General features: G+C 38.9%; 15 protein-coding genes. 1 reads left to right on the plus strand and 14 read right to left on the minus strand.

The window, feature by feature from the left end; genetic code table 11:
* Positions 1–9 precede the first annotated feature (9 nt).
* From L1999_RS15375 to L1999_RS15385, 3 genes are all read right to left on the minus strand, one after another.
* The gene (locus L1999_RS15375) at positions 10–516 is read right to left on the minus strand and encodes a hypothetical protein (protein WP_235739358.1); all 507 of its coding nucleotides are present in this window, start codon (positions 514–516) and stop codon (positions 10–12) included.
* 211 nt (positions 517–727) lie between these two features.
* Positions 728–1,432 (minus strand): DsbA family protein, encoded by a 705-nt coding sequence (locus tag L1999_RS15380; protein ID WP_235739359.1) that lies wholly within the window; start codon positions 1,430–1,432, stop codon positions 728–730.
* A gap of 38 nt (positions 1,433–1,470) precedes the next feature.
* Entirely contained in the window at positions 1,471–1,896 is a 426-nt protein-coding gene (locus L1999_RS15385; RefSeq protein WP_235739360.1) for a DoxX family protein, read from the minus strand.
* A gap of 195 nt (positions 1,897–2,091) precedes the next feature.
* On the opposite strand from L1999_RS15385, the gene lspA reads away from it, so the two are divergent.
* Positions 2,092–2,571, plus strand: a complete 480-nt coding sequence (gene lspA, locus L1999_RS15390; protein ID WP_275677705.1) for a signal peptidase II — start codon at positions 2,092–2,094, stop codon at positions 2,569–2,571.
* A gap of 54 nt (positions 2,572–2,625) precedes the next feature.
* On the opposite strand, the gene L1999_RS15395 is transcribed toward lspA, so the two are convergent.
* From L1999_RS15395 to L1999_RS15445, 11 genes are all read right to left on the minus strand, one after another.
* Complete coding sequence (locus L1999_RS15395; protein WP_235739362.1) at positions 2,626–3,477, minus strand: M56 family metallopeptidase; 852 nt, start codon at positions 3,475–3,477, stop codon at positions 2,626–2,628.
* The gene (locus L1999_RS15400) at positions 3,477–3,893 is read right to left on the minus strand and encodes a BlaI/MecI/CopY family transcriptional regulator (protein ID WP_235739363.1); all 417 of its coding nucleotides are present in this window, start codon (positions 3,891–3,893) and stop codon (positions 3,477–3,479) included. The genes L1999_RS15395 and L1999_RS15400 overlap by 1 nt, the downstream gene beginning before the upstream one ends.
* A gap of 643 nt (positions 3,894–4,536) precedes the next feature.
* A complete protein-coding gene (locus L1999_RS15405) occupies positions 4,537–5,025 on the minus strand; it encodes a DinB family protein (RefSeq protein WP_235739364.1) in 489 nt (162 codons plus the stop codon).
* A gap of 379 nt (positions 5,026–5,404) precedes the next feature.
* A complete protein-coding gene (locus L1999_RS15410) occupies positions 5,405–6,256 on the minus strand; it encodes a DUF1206 domain-containing protein (RefSeq protein WP_235739365.1) in 852 nt (283 codons plus the stop codon).
* A gap of 106 nt (positions 6,257–6,362) precedes the next feature.
* A complete protein-coding gene (locus L1999_RS15415; protein ID WP_275676926.1) occupies positions 6,363–8,246 on the minus strand; it encodes an ABC transporter ATP-binding protein in 1,884 nt (627 codons plus the stop codon).
* Positions 8,243–9,970, minus strand: a complete 1,728-nt coding sequence (locus L1999_RS15420; protein ID WP_235739366.1) for an ABC transporter ATP-binding protein — start codon at positions 9,968–9,970, stop codon at positions 8,243–8,245. Before L1999_RS15420 ends, L1999_RS15415 begins: the two co-directional genes overlap by 4 nt.
* A gap of 41 nt (positions 9,971–10,011) precedes the next feature.
* Positions 10,012–10,461 (minus strand): MarR family winged helix-turn-helix transcriptional regulator, encoded by a 450-nt coding sequence (locus L1999_RS15425; protein WP_235739367.1) that lies wholly within the window; start codon positions 10,459–10,461, stop codon positions 10,012–10,014.
* A 166-nt stretch (positions 10,462–10,627) separates the two neighbouring features.
* Complete coding sequence (locus L1999_RS15430; RefSeq protein WP_235739368.1) at positions 10,628–11,374, minus strand: hypothetical protein; 747 nt, start codon at positions 11,372–11,374, stop codon at positions 10,628–10,630.
* Between the two features lie 101 nt (positions 11,375–11,475).
* The gene (parC, locus tag L1999_RS15435; RefSeq protein ID WP_235739369.1) at positions 11,476–13,914 is read right to left on the minus strand and encodes a DNA topoisomerase IV subunit A; all 2,439 of its coding nucleotides are present in this window, start codon (positions 13,912–13,914) and stop codon (positions 11,476–11,478) included.
* Complete coding sequence (parE, locus tag L1999_RS15440) at positions 13,911–15,890, minus strand: DNA topoisomerase IV subunit B (protein ID WP_235739370.1); 1,980 nt, start codon at positions 15,888–15,890, stop codon at positions 13,911–13,913. Before parE ends, parC begins: the two co-directional genes overlap by 4 nt.
* 288 nt (positions 15,891–16,178) lie before the next feature.
* On the minus strand, positions 16,179–16,592 hold the full coding sequence (locus L1999_RS15445; protein WP_235739371.1) for a CoA-binding protein: 414 nt from the start codon (positions 16,590–16,592) through the stop codon (positions 16,179–16,181).
* Between the last annotated feature and the right edge of the window lie 350 nt (positions 16,593–16,942).

The following is a 16,942-nucleotide window of genomic DNA, read 5'->3' on the forward strand; positions in this document are numbered from 1 at the left end:
CACCTCCACTTAAAGTCGTGGGATTGCCTGAATACTTTGGATTCGGGAATGTATTTCATGCCACCTATCCCCTAATATCTCTCGTCCTAACCTATTGGCTTCCCTGATCATTTCACCAATTTGAGAGTTCAAATATCGGCTTTGCTCGACTAAATAATAAAAATCTGGCAGTGCCTCTTTAACAACTAATTCAAAATTTGGACTTAATTGTTTTTCGCTAACCATTAATGTATCAAGTTCAAAAACAAGCATTTCATATGCAAAAGGAATAGATTCCCCATTTCGTAATCGATTAATGGTTCCCTGCACCGAATCAAATCCATACCCAATATCTGCAACAGATGCATGGTATGGATTTAGTCCTGGTTTAGTTCTTAATGAGGGAATGGATCGAAATCCTGTAGTAATCGAGCATACCACCTCTTTAGCGGCCATTCCTCTTTCCAATACAGTATATATTGCATCAAGATAGGAAGCACTTTGATTTAAGTTATGATCATTAAAAAAATATGTCATATTTCATTCTCCGTTAATTATTTTTTAACTGCTTAACTAAATGATTTTGCTTGAATTCCCTCCTTTATTACTACTTTCTTATATAGCATATTTATTGAATAATCTGAATATGTTTTGGACGGGAATTGTTTTATTTGTAATTAAACCAATTAAAAAAACCCCTTAGAACTAAAGGGGTGAAGTTTTAATTTTATGTAGTTTTATAGAAAAACTAATTCTCAGTAGCAGCCTTATTTACCATATCAATAAGATCCTTATAGGAATTACCGTTAAATTGTTGTCCATTCACAAAGAATGTCGGTGTCCCTGAAATTCCTAATTGATTAACATAAGAAGTGTCTTTATCTAAAGTACTTTGATATTTTTTTATTTTGAATGCTTTGGCCACTTTCTCACTATCTGTTTGGCTAACCACTTTACTTAATGTCTTTTCTAAAAAGCTTGTCGAATAAAGATCAATTTTTTCATATTTGGAATCTGATGGTTGTTCTGAGTACAATTGTTCATGAAATTTCCAAAAAGCATCATTACCTAATTCTTGAAATACCGTCTCCGCAAAAAGAGCAGCCCTTGTTGAGTCTGTATAAATAAATGGATCGTTCATAAAGTAGAATTGGACCTTTCCTGTTTGAATAAGCTCTTTATCAATTGCAGGAAATACTGTATCATTAAAATTTTTGCAGATTGGGCATTTGTAATCACCAAACTCTACCATTTTTACTGGAGCGTTTTTTTGCCCTAAGTATGGTTGATGCTGATAATCGAATGTAGCTGGCGAAGTGTTTGAAACATCTGTTTTTTGGATGTTACTAAGTAGCATTATTCCAATGAAGCAAATAATAGCTAGTCCTAAAACCCCGAAAAAGAACATTTGAGAAGAAAATTTTTTCGATTTTGATTTTTTCTTTGTAGCCATGTATTCACCCCATTTCATGAAAGTGGTTGGTTAAGTTCTTAATTTTGTACAACTCTAGATTCCCCTTTAGACTTTACTAAAATCGAATCGATTGATAAAAAGCGGCTCCCGTTCAACACAAGATAAAGGGCTATAATCATTAATGATAGTTCCAATTCATAACCAGGCATCTTCCCGTTACCGGTTAGACCAGCTGGTAGTTTTACAACTAAAATTGCACCCGCCATGATTAACACATTAAAAGCCGAAACAATTCTTGTCCCAAGTCCTAATATGATCGCAATTCCGCCCACCAATTCAATGGTTGCAACTACATAAGCCATAAAACTAGGGATTCCCATACTATGGAACCAACCTCCAATATTATCAATACCTCCTTGGAATTTTGATAAACCATGTGCAAAGAAGGTAATACCTAATACAACCCTTAATAGTAATGAACCAATTTCCCTGGTGTTTCTCATATTCATTCTCCTCTCAAAATCACTTCACTACATTGTGTAGTGTAAAAATTTATAAAAATTTCTAGACATGTGATCTCTAGAAAATTATTATTAAATCGAACATATTATAAAACAAATAGTTTTTGACTTGTGCTAATTAATCAATTACACTACACATTGTAGTGATTAGATTTTTTTTCGTCAAGTAAAACACCCATTTTCAGGAAGGAAGTCCTAATTTTGTACTATTTTTTTATTACTTTTGTTATTTTGATCGATCAATTATCAAAATATTGGATTCGTACTCATATAAAAGTAGGAAGTTCTATTGAAATATGGAAAGGTGTTTTGAATCTTAGCCACATTGAAAATAGTGGAGCAGCATTTAGTTCTTTTCAAGGGTATGGACGATTCTTTGTTCCAGTTGCTTTTATAGTGGGTGTAATTATGCTTAAATATCGCAGAGAGGTTAAATATAGGAGACTTTTAGTGGATTTAGGTACGGGCCTATTAATTGGAGGAGGAATCGGAAATGCAATAGATCGCATCTTATATAATCAGGTTACGGATTTTATATCCTTTCATTCAAACCATGGTATCCTAAACTTCGCAGATTATTTCATTCAATATGGTATGATTATTTTATTAATAGATTTGATTTTTAACTATTTATTAAATAGAAGAGAAAAAACTTAGCGGGTTGTCCTTTATTGGACTTCCCGCCTTTTCTTTATTCACCTTCATCTAATGTTAAACAATAATCATTAAAATGAACAAAAAAAACATGACATTAACTGAAATAATAACCGATTTTGTTTGTACTTTAAAAGGTATTGCATAATATGGTTCAATCAAATGCTTAATCCTGTAATCTATCGTTCCATCAGCAAAAGGTACAAGCAGGATTTGAGTTTTAGTTCCTAAGTGAGTCTTGATTAGCTTTAGCAGAGCACTGCTTAGGCCAATCTCAGTCCCCATCAGCTTAATAGCATACTCATCTGCAACTAATTCAATCATAATTTTATAATTTTTATACGCCCATTTGGTAAGTGGAATATACCACATGACTTCAGAAACCGTCTTTAATAGAAAGATTTTTAAGGTATGATGAAATTTTTGGTGGGCAGTTTCATGCTGTATAACAGCCTCTAGTTCCTCTCCGTCTAACATCTCTAATAATGTAGTAGATAGAAGGATAGTTGGATTTAACAGCCCAAAAGTGATTGCGATCAGTTCATTACTTTTGATGATAACGATGTCCTTTTTTCTCCTCTTATACCTTTGATTTACTTCCTTTGTATGTTCCCAATCGGTATGACGGAAAAGTTTTTTCTTTAATCTGTTTGTGTTTGTCACTTGCTGTCTGATTTTATTTAAAAAGACTAATATGGTGTAGATGACATAGGTATTAACAAGGAATAAAACACCGTAATATTCAACTGTACCTAGTTTAAAGATCCTAATACAAAATTGAAATATATTATCATAAAAGGAAGGGCCCCAAAAAACATTGGCCAGATAAAGTCCCATCTGTACAAATAAAGAAACACCACAACAGAGACCTACACTTAAGACAAAAAACGATTTATTTTTCCACATCATTACTTACTACCCTTTTTTAATTGATTAAGCTTTTGTTCAAGTTTATCAAGTAAATTTTGATCAACATCTTCCAATGAATCCAGCATGTGATTTACTACCATATCACCGAACTCATCTAACAGGTTTTCAGTAATTTTCTTTGACTGTTCATCGATAAATTCCATTTTTGTCATAATGGGTTTATAAAGCGAAGTTCTTCCTTCAACTCTCTTTTCAAGAATCTTTTTTTCTACCAGTCGATTCATAACTGTCATTACAGTATTAAAATTTATAGTTCTTTCTTTTTCGATTAACTGTTGAACCTCTTTAATGCTCTTTTCCTTTCCATTCCACAAAATATCCATAATTTTTGCTTCTAATGGTCCAAAAAAGCGATTCAAACCAACCTTATCGTATCGGAAGTTATTAATATTCATACTTTTCACCCCATTACATATTGTAGTGCAAAATGACAAGACTTAAAATAGTTATACAATAAATTAATAATATTTTTTAGGATGTTTCGAATTTAATTCATTTTCACTGTTTAACAGTATTATAGGAGTGATGGATATGAAGAACTTGATTTTCAGAGCAACAGGACCTACTGGCCACCATATTGTTCGTCAGGATCTAAAATTAGGATATGAAATCACTACATTTGTTCGAGACCAAAGTAGATTGAATATAAAACATCCACATTTATATATTTTATGCTTAGGTTAGCATATGAACAAACCCCCAATAAACCTACCATTGTGATCAGTAGCTAAATTGTCAGAAACTGACCTTATGTTTATGGATATTGGAAGAATGAAGCTCAAAAATACTGGTTTGTTTTCTCAATAGTTGTGTAGTAATGATGTAGACGCTCCATTTTCACAAGTTACCTTTAGCCCTCCAAGACTCGCTATGAGCGAATGGCTAGTTCTTCTTACTTGAAGGGAATCCCACCCGCTATATGATACGACCAATGCTCGGCCGCACATGCACCTTTTACTTTAAGTACGGTACTTCACAAACTTTCTCAACCAAAAGGCAATGTCAATTAAACATCGCCCAAATTACTTCTAGATTAAATTAATCATCTGTTCCTAATACATCTGTATTTGGGGGCTCATAACCCATCTGACGAAGCATTGCTACTATTTGTCCCTTGTGATGAAACTCGTGAGTGATGGTGTGCATTAGCAATTTACAAGGAGTAATAGATAATAGTTCAGGTGCTTCTCTCCAAGGGATTTCTCTCTCAATTAGCACGTTTAAATTATGTCCATGTAGTTCTAACAATTCATTTACTATTGAATCCACATGTTCAAATCGTGCTTTTATTTGCTCTAAACTGAATTTTTGTAATTCTTCCCTTGGAGTAAGAGGTTTTTTCGTCTTCAATAAAACAAATGAGCCGAGCCATGCAACATAGCAATCAGCTATATGAACCAATGTATCTCTTACACTTTGCCAACCGAATCCATTTGTATGTGTAAAATGATTAGGATCTAAATTTCTACAAAAATCTAACAGAGTTCCTCTAGTTTGTCGAACCCATCCATATTCATGTTGAAGCATCAAAACACCACCTTAATAAATATAACTACTTATTCTATACCTGTATAGAATAACCCTTTCTTTACTGACTAAAAAAGGATCGCCGCAGCAATCCCTTCTTAAACGCAAGCACCCTATAGTTTAAGTTCACAGTATACAATCATTCGTAGTTTTAAAGATTTTGTATAGATAAACTCCTCTGACATACCAATTAATAACTAGAATAATGGAACTTACCAATAGGCTGCCACAACAAGCTTGGCATCTTTCTGCCTAAAAGGACTTCGATAAAATAAAAATCAATTGTTTACATAAACTCGATTTATATTGCGTTTCTAAACAATGAAAAGTTGCCACGACAGTATTAATCGCGGTAGCTTAATCATCGCTTACCTCTATACTATTTTCCATCATGTCCAAAATTCATATGCTGATATCGTCCTATAATAATTTGGTAGACGCCATATAAAATCAGTCCAACTGCCACTATTACCAGTATAAACTGTCCGAATGGCTGGTTTGCTAATGCTGTTAAAGCACCGCCAATCCCTTTTGATTGATCTGGGTTATGTGTATATGCTGCCCGAATGAAAAAAAAGCCGACCATACTTAGAACAATCCCTCTTGAAATCAGGCCTAGCTTACCAGACAGTCGTGCGATTTTACGTTCTTTATCATTCATTTCATAGGTTTTGAATTTAGACATAAATTTCTCTTTTACACCACTATAAAGTTCGAAAACACCATATCCAGTAATAATTGCTCCTACTATTCCAACTATCCATACACCAAAAGGCTGATCCATTAACTTAGCCGAAATCGTTTTTCCTGAGTTGTCACCACCATTGTACCCCGTGTGACTAGCTAATTTTATTGCACCAAAAGCTAAATTCGTATAAATGACTCCACTGATGAAATAACCAGTTCTTTTAATCAGTCCTTTAGCATCAGTGCCGTCATTTTCAGGATCCTTAATCGCTTTAATAAAATCCCATATGATGTAACCAATTAAAGCAATTCCGATAATCCATAATGCAATCTCACCAAATGGCATTCCGGCCAATGAATGAAGAACACCAGATGTCCCAGTCATGCCGCCTCCGGATCCGAATACTGCTAAAGCTGCGAGTACCCCAATCATTCCATACACGAGGCCTTTAGCCATATAACCTAAACGGCCAAAACGCCGTACCCATGGTTTCACTTCTCTGATTTTATCTTTCGCTTCTGCTTTTGACAGCGAATTCAGCATATTGTTCACTTCCTCTACAATTCACTTAATATATGAGGTTCCCGTTTCAATGTAAAAAGAAACAACCAATAAATAAAGCGCTTAGGAAACTCCTAAGCGCTTTATTTTATCCCACATTTTTTTGACCGGTAAACTGGCTATTATATAAATCCGCATAGAATCCGCCCTGAGCTAATAATTCTGTATGCGTCCCCTTTTCAATAACCTTCCCATGATTCATTACCAGGATTAAATCTGCGTCTCGAATCGTTGATAAACGGTGTGCGATCACAAAACTTGTGCGTCCCTTCATCAAGTAATCCATTGCCTTTTGAATCTGTACCTCTGTCCGGGTATCAACACTGCTCGTTGCTTCGTCAAGAATTAGGATTGCGGGATCCGCTAGAATAGCCCGTGCAATCGTGAGTAATTGCTTCTGACCTTGCGATATATTCGAAGCTTCCTCATTTAAAATCGTCTCATAACCATCTGGTAATGTACGAATAAAGTGGTCTGCGTTGGCGGCTTTCGCTGCAGCAATAATTTCTGTTTCGGACGCCCCTTCTCTCCCGTAAGCAATATTATCAAGGATGGTGCTGTTAAACAGCCATGTATCCTGAAGCACCATTCCAAATAAGCTTCTTAGTTTCTCTCTTTTTAGCTCTCTAGTATCAATTCCATCGATTACTATCTTTCCAGAATTAAGCTCATAGAATCGCATTAATAAATTAATCAAAGTGGTTTTACCAGCGCCAGTCGGTCCAACAATGGCCACTTTTTGACCTGATTTCACCTCTATATTCATATCCTCAATCAGCAGCTCATCGCTTTTATAACCAAAGGAAACATGCTCAAAGCGGACGTTCCCTTCTGGCGATGGAATATCTTTTGGTTCAACCGCTTCTGGAACCTCTTCTGTTTCGTCTAAAATTTCAAAAACACGTTCTGCACTGGCAATCGTCGATTGGATCACGTTCGCGATTTGTGCGGTTTGCGCGATTGGCTGCGAAAACTGACGGGCATATTGGATGAAAGCTTGAATATCTCCAATTTCAATCGCCTTTTTTGTGACCAAAAGGCCGCCGGCCACCGATACCAGCACATAGCCAATATTATTGATAAACGACATAAGCGGCATGATCATTCCCGACACAAACTGGGCCTTCCAGCCTGATTGATAGAGCTTTTCGTTAATTTTTTCAAATTCCTCGCTGGATCTTTTTTCATGGCCAAAAACTTTAACCACTTTATGGCCTGTATACATTTCCTCTACATGACCATTCAACTGACCTAAAGATTTTTGCTGTCCTTTAAAATACTGCTGCGACTTTTTTGCAATATTCGCTGTTGCAATAAAGCTGAGCGGCAAGGTCACAATCACAATTAAGGTCATTAATGGACTGATCGACAGCATCATCACAATCACGCCGACTAAGGTAACAACCGATGTAATCAGCTGTGTTAAGCTTTGCTGAAGCGTGGTACTGATATTATCTACATCATTGACAGCCCTTGAGAGGATTTCACCATGGGTCTTCGAATCAAAGTACTTTAAAGGCATCCGGTTCAGCTTTTCCTCTACTTCTTTCCGAAGATGAAAAACGGTCTTTTGAGCTACCCCTGCCATGATATATCCCTGTAAATAAGCAAAGATCGCACTCAATAGATAGAGGCCGACTAAAAGCAAAATGATATGACCAATATAATCAAAATCAATTTTAGCACCGGGAACCCCTTTTAGCTTCATCATTAACCCTTCAAACAGTTTTGTAGTCGCCTTCCCCATTATTTTCGGGCTGACAATCGAAAAGATCGTACTAATGATGGCAGTAATCAGGACAGAAATGAGCTGCAATTTGTATGGTTTTAAGTAGACGACGAGTCTCTTAAGCGTTCCTTTAAAATCCTTTGCTTTTTGGACAGGCATCCCCATTCCCCGCGGACCAAATCCTCCGCCTGGACCTCTTCTTGGTGAACCCTCGCTAGGTTGATTTTTAGAGTCTGCACTCATGCAATTTCCTCCTCTGACAGCTGTGACATCACAATCTCACGATAAACAGGACTCGTTTCCATAAGTTGTTTGTGTGTGCCGATTCCTGCAACCTTTCCATCATCTAAGACAATAATTCGATCGGCATCCATAATCGTACTGACCCGCTGCGCCACAATTAAGACCGTGGATTGACCGGTTTCTGCTTTTAAGGCCGCCCGCAGCTTGGCATCCGTCTTAAAATCTAATGCTGAAAAACTATCATCAAAGATATAGATTTCCGGCTTTCTTACGAGGGCACGGGCAATCGAGAGCCGCTGTTTTTGACCACCCGAAACATTTGTTCCCCCCTGGGCAATCGTGGCATTAAATCCATCAGGCATGGATGAAATAAATTCATTTGCTTGGGCAATTTCAGCCGCATGATGAACTTCGTCATCTGTAGCATCTTGTTTTCCATAACGGATGTTTTCGGCAATCGTACCCGTAAAGAGAATGGCCTGCTGCGGAACGAATCCAATTTTTTGACGAAGCTGCTCTTGTGTCATTTCACGAACATCTGTTCCACCTACCACAATTTGACCACTATCCACATCATAAAAACGCGGAATTAAATTAATAAGTGTTGATTTACCTGAGCCTGTTCCTCCAATGATTGCCGTCACTTCTCCTGGATTCATCGAAAAAGAAATGTTAGAGATTGCCGGCATTTCAGCACCCGGATAGCTGAAGGTCACATCGCGAAATTCCACATGACCTTCTTCGCCTTTGATTAATGCTGCGGAATCTGGATCCTTAATATCGGCGGTGGTCTCAAGTACTTCGTTAATTCTAACAGCCGAGACAGAAGCTCTAGGGATCATCACAAACATCATCGATAACATAATGAACGAGAACATGATTTGCATGGCGTATTGAATAAATGCCATCATATCCCCAACTTCCATGTGTCCATTACTGATCCGGTGGCCGCCGAACCAAACAATCGCCACCGTCGTAAGGTTGAGAACAACCATCATTATCGGCATCATTGCCGCCATAATTTTATTGACCTTTATCGCGGTCTGTGTTAAATCCCAGTTTGCTTCATTAAAGCGTTTTTTCTCATGCTCAACCCGGTTAAAGGAACGAATAACGCGAATGCCTGTTAAATTCTCCCTTAAGACACGATTAAGTTTATCCAATTTTACTTGCATGGCTTTAAAAAGCGGAATCCCTTTTCTAGCGATGACCACAATCGCAACAATCAAAATGGGAATCGCCACGGCAAGGACCCCTGTAAGCTTGGCATCTTTTGAATAGGCCATAATAATCCCGCCAATACACATCATTGGCGCAGCGGCCATCATTCTCAGCATCATAATCATAACCTGCTGGATTTGCGTAATATCGTTTGTTGTCCTAGTGATGAGTGAAGCTGTTCCAAGCTGATCAAACTCACTTAAAGAGAAGTTTCCGACATGCGAGAAGACTTTGCTCCGCAATAACCTGCCGAAACCTGATGCTGCCTTGCTTGAGAAAAAGCTGGCCGCAATCGAACAAATCATTCCGCCTAAAGCTACTAGCAGCATATAGCCGCCAATTTTCCAGATATAATGTGTGTCTCCCGTGACGACCCCTTTATCTACGATATCAGACATGAGGGTAGGTAAATACAATTCTGATAGAGATTGTAACAGCACGAGCACAAGGACAACATAGATCGGGATTTGAAATGGTTTAAGGTATTTACTCAATTTTAACAAATGGCTTCCACTCCATTTTCCATGTTAATTTTCTATATCTTTTATTGATTTTCCAATTGATTGAAGTAATCATGAACGTTAAAAAGCAATTCTGCTAACTGCAAGCTTTCTGCTTCCCCAAGATAATCAATAAGACCTAAAAAGGTATTCGCAAATGTCTGTCTAGCCTGTTCGGTTGCTTGAAGTCCTTCTTCCGTCAAACTGATCTTGACCGAGCGTCTGTCATCTGGATGAATGGTCCGTTCAATAAAACCATCCTTTTCGAGAACATTGATGATTTGCGTCACGGTAGGTGGTGTTACTCTCAATTTCTGGCTAATTTCTGAAACCTTCATCTCACTGTTATTCTCATTTGCCCGTTGAAGCAGAGCGAGCACTCTGAATTCACTTGGGTTAAAACCAGCAATTTTCTTTTCGTGCCAGCCCGTTTTACGAAATTGCTGAAAAGCCTTCATTAATTTTTGTGCAGTCTCACTTTCAAAATGAGCCACGATCTCACCTCATTTTTATTAACCACCCTAATAGTTAGGTAGCTTAATTATTTATAAACCTAAGTATATTCCCGTTGAAACCTTACGTCAATCAGGAACAAAAAGAAAAAACACAGAAATTTTTCTGTGTTTTGGTGGCTTGCTAGGAAGAAAAACCATAAGTCGGTTAATGGGTTACTTCTGCTTTATAAAGGTTCCAATGTCCACGATCAAAATACCAAATTGAATTAACAAAGGCGATGATATCAGCGTTGGCGATCCCAGTTACTTTCTGCTGCGCTTTTAATCCCATTTTTTGCTGGTCGATTTGGATTGGTTTTACATTATAAAAGGAGTTAACCGTTAATTCGGTTGGCTCATTCAGTTTCCCGCGATAATAAAAGCCTAGTTTTTTATAATACTCCTGGCGATTTTTCAAATCAAAAAGATAGGATTTTCCGGTTTTGGTTAATTTGATTTCCGCTTTGTAGCCATTTTTAAATTTTGCATCCATCTCTAATGGCTCTGGAACGGTTAAGTCGGTCCGCTCAAAATTCTTTAAGCTATACAAATAGCTCGTCACGTTCCCATCGCTCTCACCCGTTAGTACATTCGCAAATAAATCTTTCAAACCATCATGGTTTAAATCTACTAACTTTAAGGATGCCTTCGTACCGCTTTCTAAGGGAAAGCTATAGGTTCTGCCATTGGAAGCCCTGATATCAATAAAGACACTTTTTAAATATTCTCCGTCATCTTGAGAGGGTACCCCTTTTAACCAAATGGTCTCAATTTGCCCATCTCCAGTCAGATCCGCTTCTTGTTTGGAAATCATAACAGTTCTTATATTTTCTTCAATCGCATATACACCCGTAATTGTCGAAAGTGATATAAAAAAAAACGAAACGATGACTAACAGCATCTCTTTTTTCATCCAGTTCCCCTCCACATCCTTTTCTTTCACTTAGTATGTCCATTATTGGGAAAAAAATGAAAAGAACCTCCCTTTTTTCTAAGGAGGTTCTTTTCATCGTTTTATTCAGTTACTGGTTCGGTAGCAGCTACTTTCCATATATGGCTTACTTTGCCGTTCTCGTCCTCGTCAAGAATAAACGAGCCATTCGAATAACGGTCACTATAGCTAATATCCACCGTTTTTAGCGTTTCGGTGTAGCCTTTTTCCGTCTCAATAATAATCAGATCTTGTTCATTTGCGACAACAAAACCTGCAATCCGATGCGGTTTTGCTTTCAGCTCGCGGAGGATAACAACACCACGCTTCGCACGGGTTGCTTTTTCAAATTCTTTTAACTTCATTCGTTTAAACGCACCGCGCTGGGTAGCGACGACAATCGATTCACTGCTATCTGGTGTGATCAGCTTGCCGCCAACCACCACATCATCTTCTTTTAGATTAATCCCTTTTACACCTGCAGCCCGCTGTCCGACGATACTAATCTCTTCCTCATGGAACCATAATGCATAGCCTAAATGAGTAACTAAGAAGAGTTCTTTCGTGCCATCGGTTAGATGCACATCGACTACCTGGTCATCATCCTTAAGATTGACTGCCACAAGTGGTTTTGAGTACCGCTGTGCTTTGTAGGCTTTCAGCTCGGTTTTCTTAACCATCCCGTTTTTTGTTACAAACACAAGATAAGCATCCTCTTCGAAGTCTTTGACGGAGATGGCATGGATGATCTCTTCGTCACGGTCAATTGGAATAATATTGGCGATATGCTGGCCAAGATCTTTCCAACGGATGTCTGGTAGCTCGTGAACAGGGCAGAACAAGTAATTCCCCTTATTTGTAAAGAGCAGCAAGACATCTTTGGTATTCATATCAAGCTGGGCAAGGAGACGATCCGATTCCTTCATCGCCAAGTCCTGTCCGCCGGATGCCGTAAAGGAACGCTGACTTGTTCGTTTCACATAACCTTCTTGTGTCACGGTGACAATCACATCTTCACTTGGCACGGTTACGTCAAGATTAATCTTGATTTCTTCAATTTCCGCTTCAATTTTCGAACGACGTTCATCTACAAAGCGTTTTTTCACGTCTTTCAGCTCTTTTTTAATGACCGATAAAAGCTTTTTCTCACTAGCTAAAATACTAGTAAGTTCCTCCACCTTTTCCGCTAACTCTTTTGCCTCATTCTGAAGGGCCGTGATATCTGTGTTGGTTAAACGGTAGAGCTGTAAAGAAACAATCGCTTCAGCCTGAGCTTCTGTAAAGGCAAATTTGGCGATTAAATTATCTTTGGCATCCCGTTTGTCCTTTGACGCACGAATGGTTGCAATCACTTCATCCAGAATCGACAAAGCCTTGATTAACCCTTCCACAATATGCTGACGCTCTTTCGCCTTATTGAGGTCAAATTGCGTTCTTTTTGTGACAACTTCTTTTTGATGGCCAATATAGGCATCTAATAACTCACGAATTCCCATTAGTTTTGGACGTTTGTTATAGATCGCGACCATATTAAAGTTATAGGTTATCTGAAGATCACTATTTTTATATAAGTAGTTCAGAACACCTTCTGCATGGGCATCCTTTTTTAATTCAATGACGATTCTAAGACCCGTACGGTCGGTTTCATCACGAACCTCAGACATTCCTTCTACTTTACGGTCTAAACGAAACTCATCCATTTTTTTGACCAGATTGGCTTTATTGATTTCATAAGGGATCTCGGTAATAACAATTTGCTGCTTACCGCCGCGAACCTCTTCGATTTCCGCTTTTCCACGGACAATGATTTTCCCTTTACCAGTTTCATAGGCTTTTTTAATGCCTTCTATCCCTTGAATGATACCGCCCGTAGGAAAATCTGGTCCTTTAATCACGGTCATGAGTTCATCTACGGTTGAATCCGGTTGATCCATTCTCATCATGACGCCATCAATAATTTCACCTAAATGATGGGGAGGAATATCAGTGGCATAACCGGCTGAAATACCCGTGGAGCCATTAACAAGTAAGTTCGGGAACATCGCCGGTAAGACAGTCGGTTCCTTTGACGTATCATCAAAGTTTGGAATAAATTCCACCGTATCTTTTTCAATATCTCTTAGGAGTTCAGCAGCAATCGCCGAAAGCCTTGCTTCCGTATAACGCATTGCTGCAGGCGGATCACCATCGACACTACCGTTGTTCCCATGCATTTGCACAAGTACATTTCGAACTTTCCAATCCTGGCTTAAACGCACCATGGCTTCATAAACGGAAGAATCACCGTGTGGGTGATAGTTACCGATAACATTACCAACCGTCTTAGCTGATTTTCGAAAACCTTTATCAAATGTGTTGCCTTCTACATGCATCGCATATAAAATACGCCGCTGTACAGGCTTTAATCCGTCCCGGGCATCCGGAAGGGCACGTTCTTGGATAATGTACTTACTGTATCTGCCAAAACGATCACCAATGACATCTTCTAGAGGTAAGTCCCGGAATTTTTCAAGTGCACTCATCCTTCAGTTCCCTCCTCTGTGACCGTGATATTTTCATTTTCTAAAATCGTATCATCTTCTTCTAAACCGAATGCCACATTACTTTCAATCCATTTGCGGCGCGGCTCTACTTTATCCCCCATCAGGGTCGTGACGCGGCGTTCCGCTCTGGCGATATCATCAATCTTAACGCGGATTAATGTGCGAGTCTCGGGGTCCATGGTCGTATCCCATAGCTGGTCAGCATTCATTTCGCCAAGACCTTTATAGCGCTGGATGATGTAGCCTCTGCCGACTTTTTTAATGGCACCCTGGAGCTCATCTTCATTCCAGGCATACTCAATGATTTCTTTTTTCCCGGAGCCTTTACTCACTTTGTATAATGGCGGCAGGGCAATAAACACCTTGCCTGCTTCAACAAGCGGCTTCATATAGCGGTAAAAGAAGGTGAGTAATAAGACTTGAATATGGGCGCCGTCTGTATCCGCATCGGTCATAATGACAATTTTGTCATAGTTGATGTCTTCAACAGAAAAATCGGCCCCAACTCCGCCTCCAATTGCATGGATGATCGTATTGATTTCCTCGTTTTTAAAAATATCCGATAGTTTCGCTTTCTCAGTATTAATGACTTTACCACGGAGGGGAAGAACAGCCTGAAAGCGGCGGTCGCGGCCCTGCTTGGCAGAACCTCCCGCAGAATCACCCTCTACCAGGTAAAGTTCATTCTTTTGCGGATTTCGTGATTGCGCTGGTGTCAGCTTTCCAGAGAGGACTGCTTCTCCCCGTTTCTTCTTTTTGCCGCTCCGTGCATCTTCGCGGGCTTTTCTTGCGGCTTCACGGGCCTGATACGCTTTAATTGATTTTTTAATTAATAACGAGCTGATATCAGGATTTTCTTCTAGGAAGTAGGAAAGGTGTTCAGACACCACGGAATCCACGGCGGATCTCGCTTCACTTGTACCGAGTTTCCCTTTTGTTTGTCCTTCAAATTGAAGCAGTTCTTCTGGGATTCTGACCGAAATAACTGCCGATAATCCTTCACGAATATCGTTGCCGTCTAAATTTTTGTCCTTTTCCTTCAGAAAAGCAACCTTGCGGGCGTAGTCATTGAACACCCTTGTCATTGCCGTTTTTGCGCCGGCTTCATGAGTACCGCCATCTCGTGTCCTTACGTTATTAACAAAGGATAAGACGTTTTCGGAATAGCCATCATTGAATTGAAACGAAAATTCTACTTCAATTCCATTTTGAGTTCCTTCAAAGCTTCCAACTGGATGAAGTGTTTCTTTATCCTCGTTTAGATATTCAACAAACGCCTCAATTCCGTTTTCATAGTGAAAAACCTCGTGGAGATTATTGCGTTCATCGATAATCTCGATTTTTAGTCCTTTTAACAAGAAAGCTGATTCTCTCAGCCGTTCCGATAAAGTTTCAAAATTATAAGTCGTGGTCGAGAAAATCGTCGTATCCGGCTTAAAATGAATCGTTGTTCCCGTTTGATTGGTTTTGCCGATTTTCTCAAGTGTTGTGACGGGTTTTCCGCCATTTTCAAACCGTTGTTCATAAACAAAGCCATCTCGTTTAATCGTAACGATTAACCATTCCGATAATGCATTTACAACCGAAGCACCAACACCGTGCAACCCACCGCTGGTTTTATAGCCGCCTTGACCAAATTTACCGCCGGCATGGAGCACCGTTAAAATAACCTCAGGAGTTGGTTTTCCCATTTTATGCATACCTGTAGGCATTCCTCGACCCTTATCCATAACACTTATGGAATTATCTTTGTGTATTTTTACAATGATCTGATCCCCGAATCCGCCAAGTGCTTCATCGACAGAGTTATCCACAATCTCATAAACAAGATGATGAAGACCGCGTGAATCAGTGCTGCCAATATACATACCTGGGCGCTTTCTTACCGCCTCAAGACCTTCTAGTACCTGGATGGCATCATCATTGTAATCAAATGCTTGCTGATTCCTTGCCACTAAAATACCCCTTCCTGCCTAAAAAAACATAAATGGCGCTCATCGCCATTTTCATAATGAAGTTAGTAAAACATTCGTTTTAATGAGTCGATTATCCTTTAAATTTATCCAATAGAACTAATGTTTGCCACATTTATTTTAACATAACTTGTTGCGGCGTCTATGCTTTATTGTAGCGATTTATTTCGTTTTGGCAAATATGTATTTAAAAACAACTTATTTTTGTAATACAATTTTGGCGGTCTTTGTGGAGAAAAAAAGAAAAAAACTGCTAAAAAACAGCAGTTTTTATCTCGTCATCGCATATTCGATTTTAATACAGCGATCCATAATAACCGTATAGCCCTTTTCTTTTAAAAATTGATAGGCTTCCTCATTAGCAAGACCGAGCTGGGCCCAATAGACATCCGCATCAATCTCATCAAATTCTTTCGCAACATCGAACAATTGTTCTGATCTCCTAAAAACATTCACAATATCCACATGTCCCTCAATTTCTTTTAACGAAGATACTGCTTTGACACCTAGTACTTCGTCGACAGCTGGGTTAACCGGAATGATTTCATAGCCTGCCTTTTGCAAGACCTCTGATACTTGGTAGGAAGCCTTTCCTGGATTATCACTTAGGCCTACGACTGCAATTCTTTTTGCCTTTTTTAAAATAGCGGCGATTTCCTCACGGCTTGGATTTTCAATTGCCATTCTGACCACTCCCCAATAAGATTAGTATCTTTATTTTACCCTTTTTGAAAATAAAAACCAAAATAAAACGCTTGCAAACAGTAAAGCGAAAGCGCTCAAATAACACCGAAAGAGGATCTTGTCCAATAGGGTGGTTCTATTGGACAGTTTAGGTTCGTTGAGAGAGGATATTGTCCATTAGGATGGTTCTATTGGACAGTATAGGTTCGTTGAGAGAGGATTTTGTCCAATAGGGTGGTTCTATTGGACAGTATAGGGTCGTTGAAAGTGGATTTTGTCCAATAGAATTCTTCTATTGGACAGTTTAGTTAAAAATAGGAGAGTTTTGTTCTATAGAGGCCCCCCTATCA

The sequence above is a fragment of the Neobacillus drentensis genome (genome assembly GCF_021560175.1).
Taxonomy (GTDB): Bacteria; Bacillota; Bacilli; order Bacillales; family Cytobacillaceae; genus Neobacillus; species Neobacillus drentensis_A.

Coding starts and splice junctions, on each gene's coding strand:
- L1999_RS15375 (WP_235739358.1), bottom strand. CDS start 516: ATGACATATTTTTTTAATGATCATAACTTAAATCAAAGTGCTTCCTAT.
- L1999_RS15380 (WP_235739359.1), bottom strand. CDS start 1,432: ATGGCTACAAAGAAAAAATCAAAATCGAAAAAATTTTCTTCTCAAATG.
- L1999_RS15385 (WP_235739360.1), bottom strand. CDS start 1,896: ATGAGAAACACCAGGGAAATTGGTTCATTACTATTAAGGGTTGTATTA.
- L1999_RS15395 (WP_235739362.1), bottom strand. CDS start 3,477: ATGATGTGGAAAAATAAATCGTTTTTTGTCTTAAGTGTAGGTCTCTGT.
- L1999_RS15400 (WP_235739363.1), bottom strand. CDS start 3,893: ATGAATATTAATAACTTCCGATACGATAAGGTTGGTTTGAATCGCTTT.
- L1999_RS15405 (WP_235739364.1), bottom strand. CDS start 5,025: ATGCTTCAACATGAATATGGATGGGTTCGACAAACTAGAGGAACTCTG.
- L1999_RS15410 (WP_235739365.1), bottom strand. CDS start 6,256: ATGCTGAATTCGCTGTCAAAAGCAGAAGCGAAAGATAAAATCAGAGAA.
- L1999_RS15415 (WP_275676926.1), bottom strand. CDS start 8,246: ATGAGTGCAGACTCTAAAAATCAACCTAGCGAGGGTTCACCAAGAAGA.
- L1999_RS15430 (WP_235739368.1), bottom strand. CDS start 11,374: ATGAAAAAAGAGATGCTGTTAGTCATCGTTTCGTTTTTTTTTATATCA.
- parC (WP_235739369.1), bottom strand. CDS start 13,914: ATGAGTGCACTTGAAAAATTCCGGGACTTACCTCTAGAAGATGTCATT.
- L1999_RS15445 (WP_235739371.1), bottom strand. CDS start 16,592: ATGGCAATTGAAAATCCAAGCCGTGAGGAAATCGCCGCTATTTTAAAA.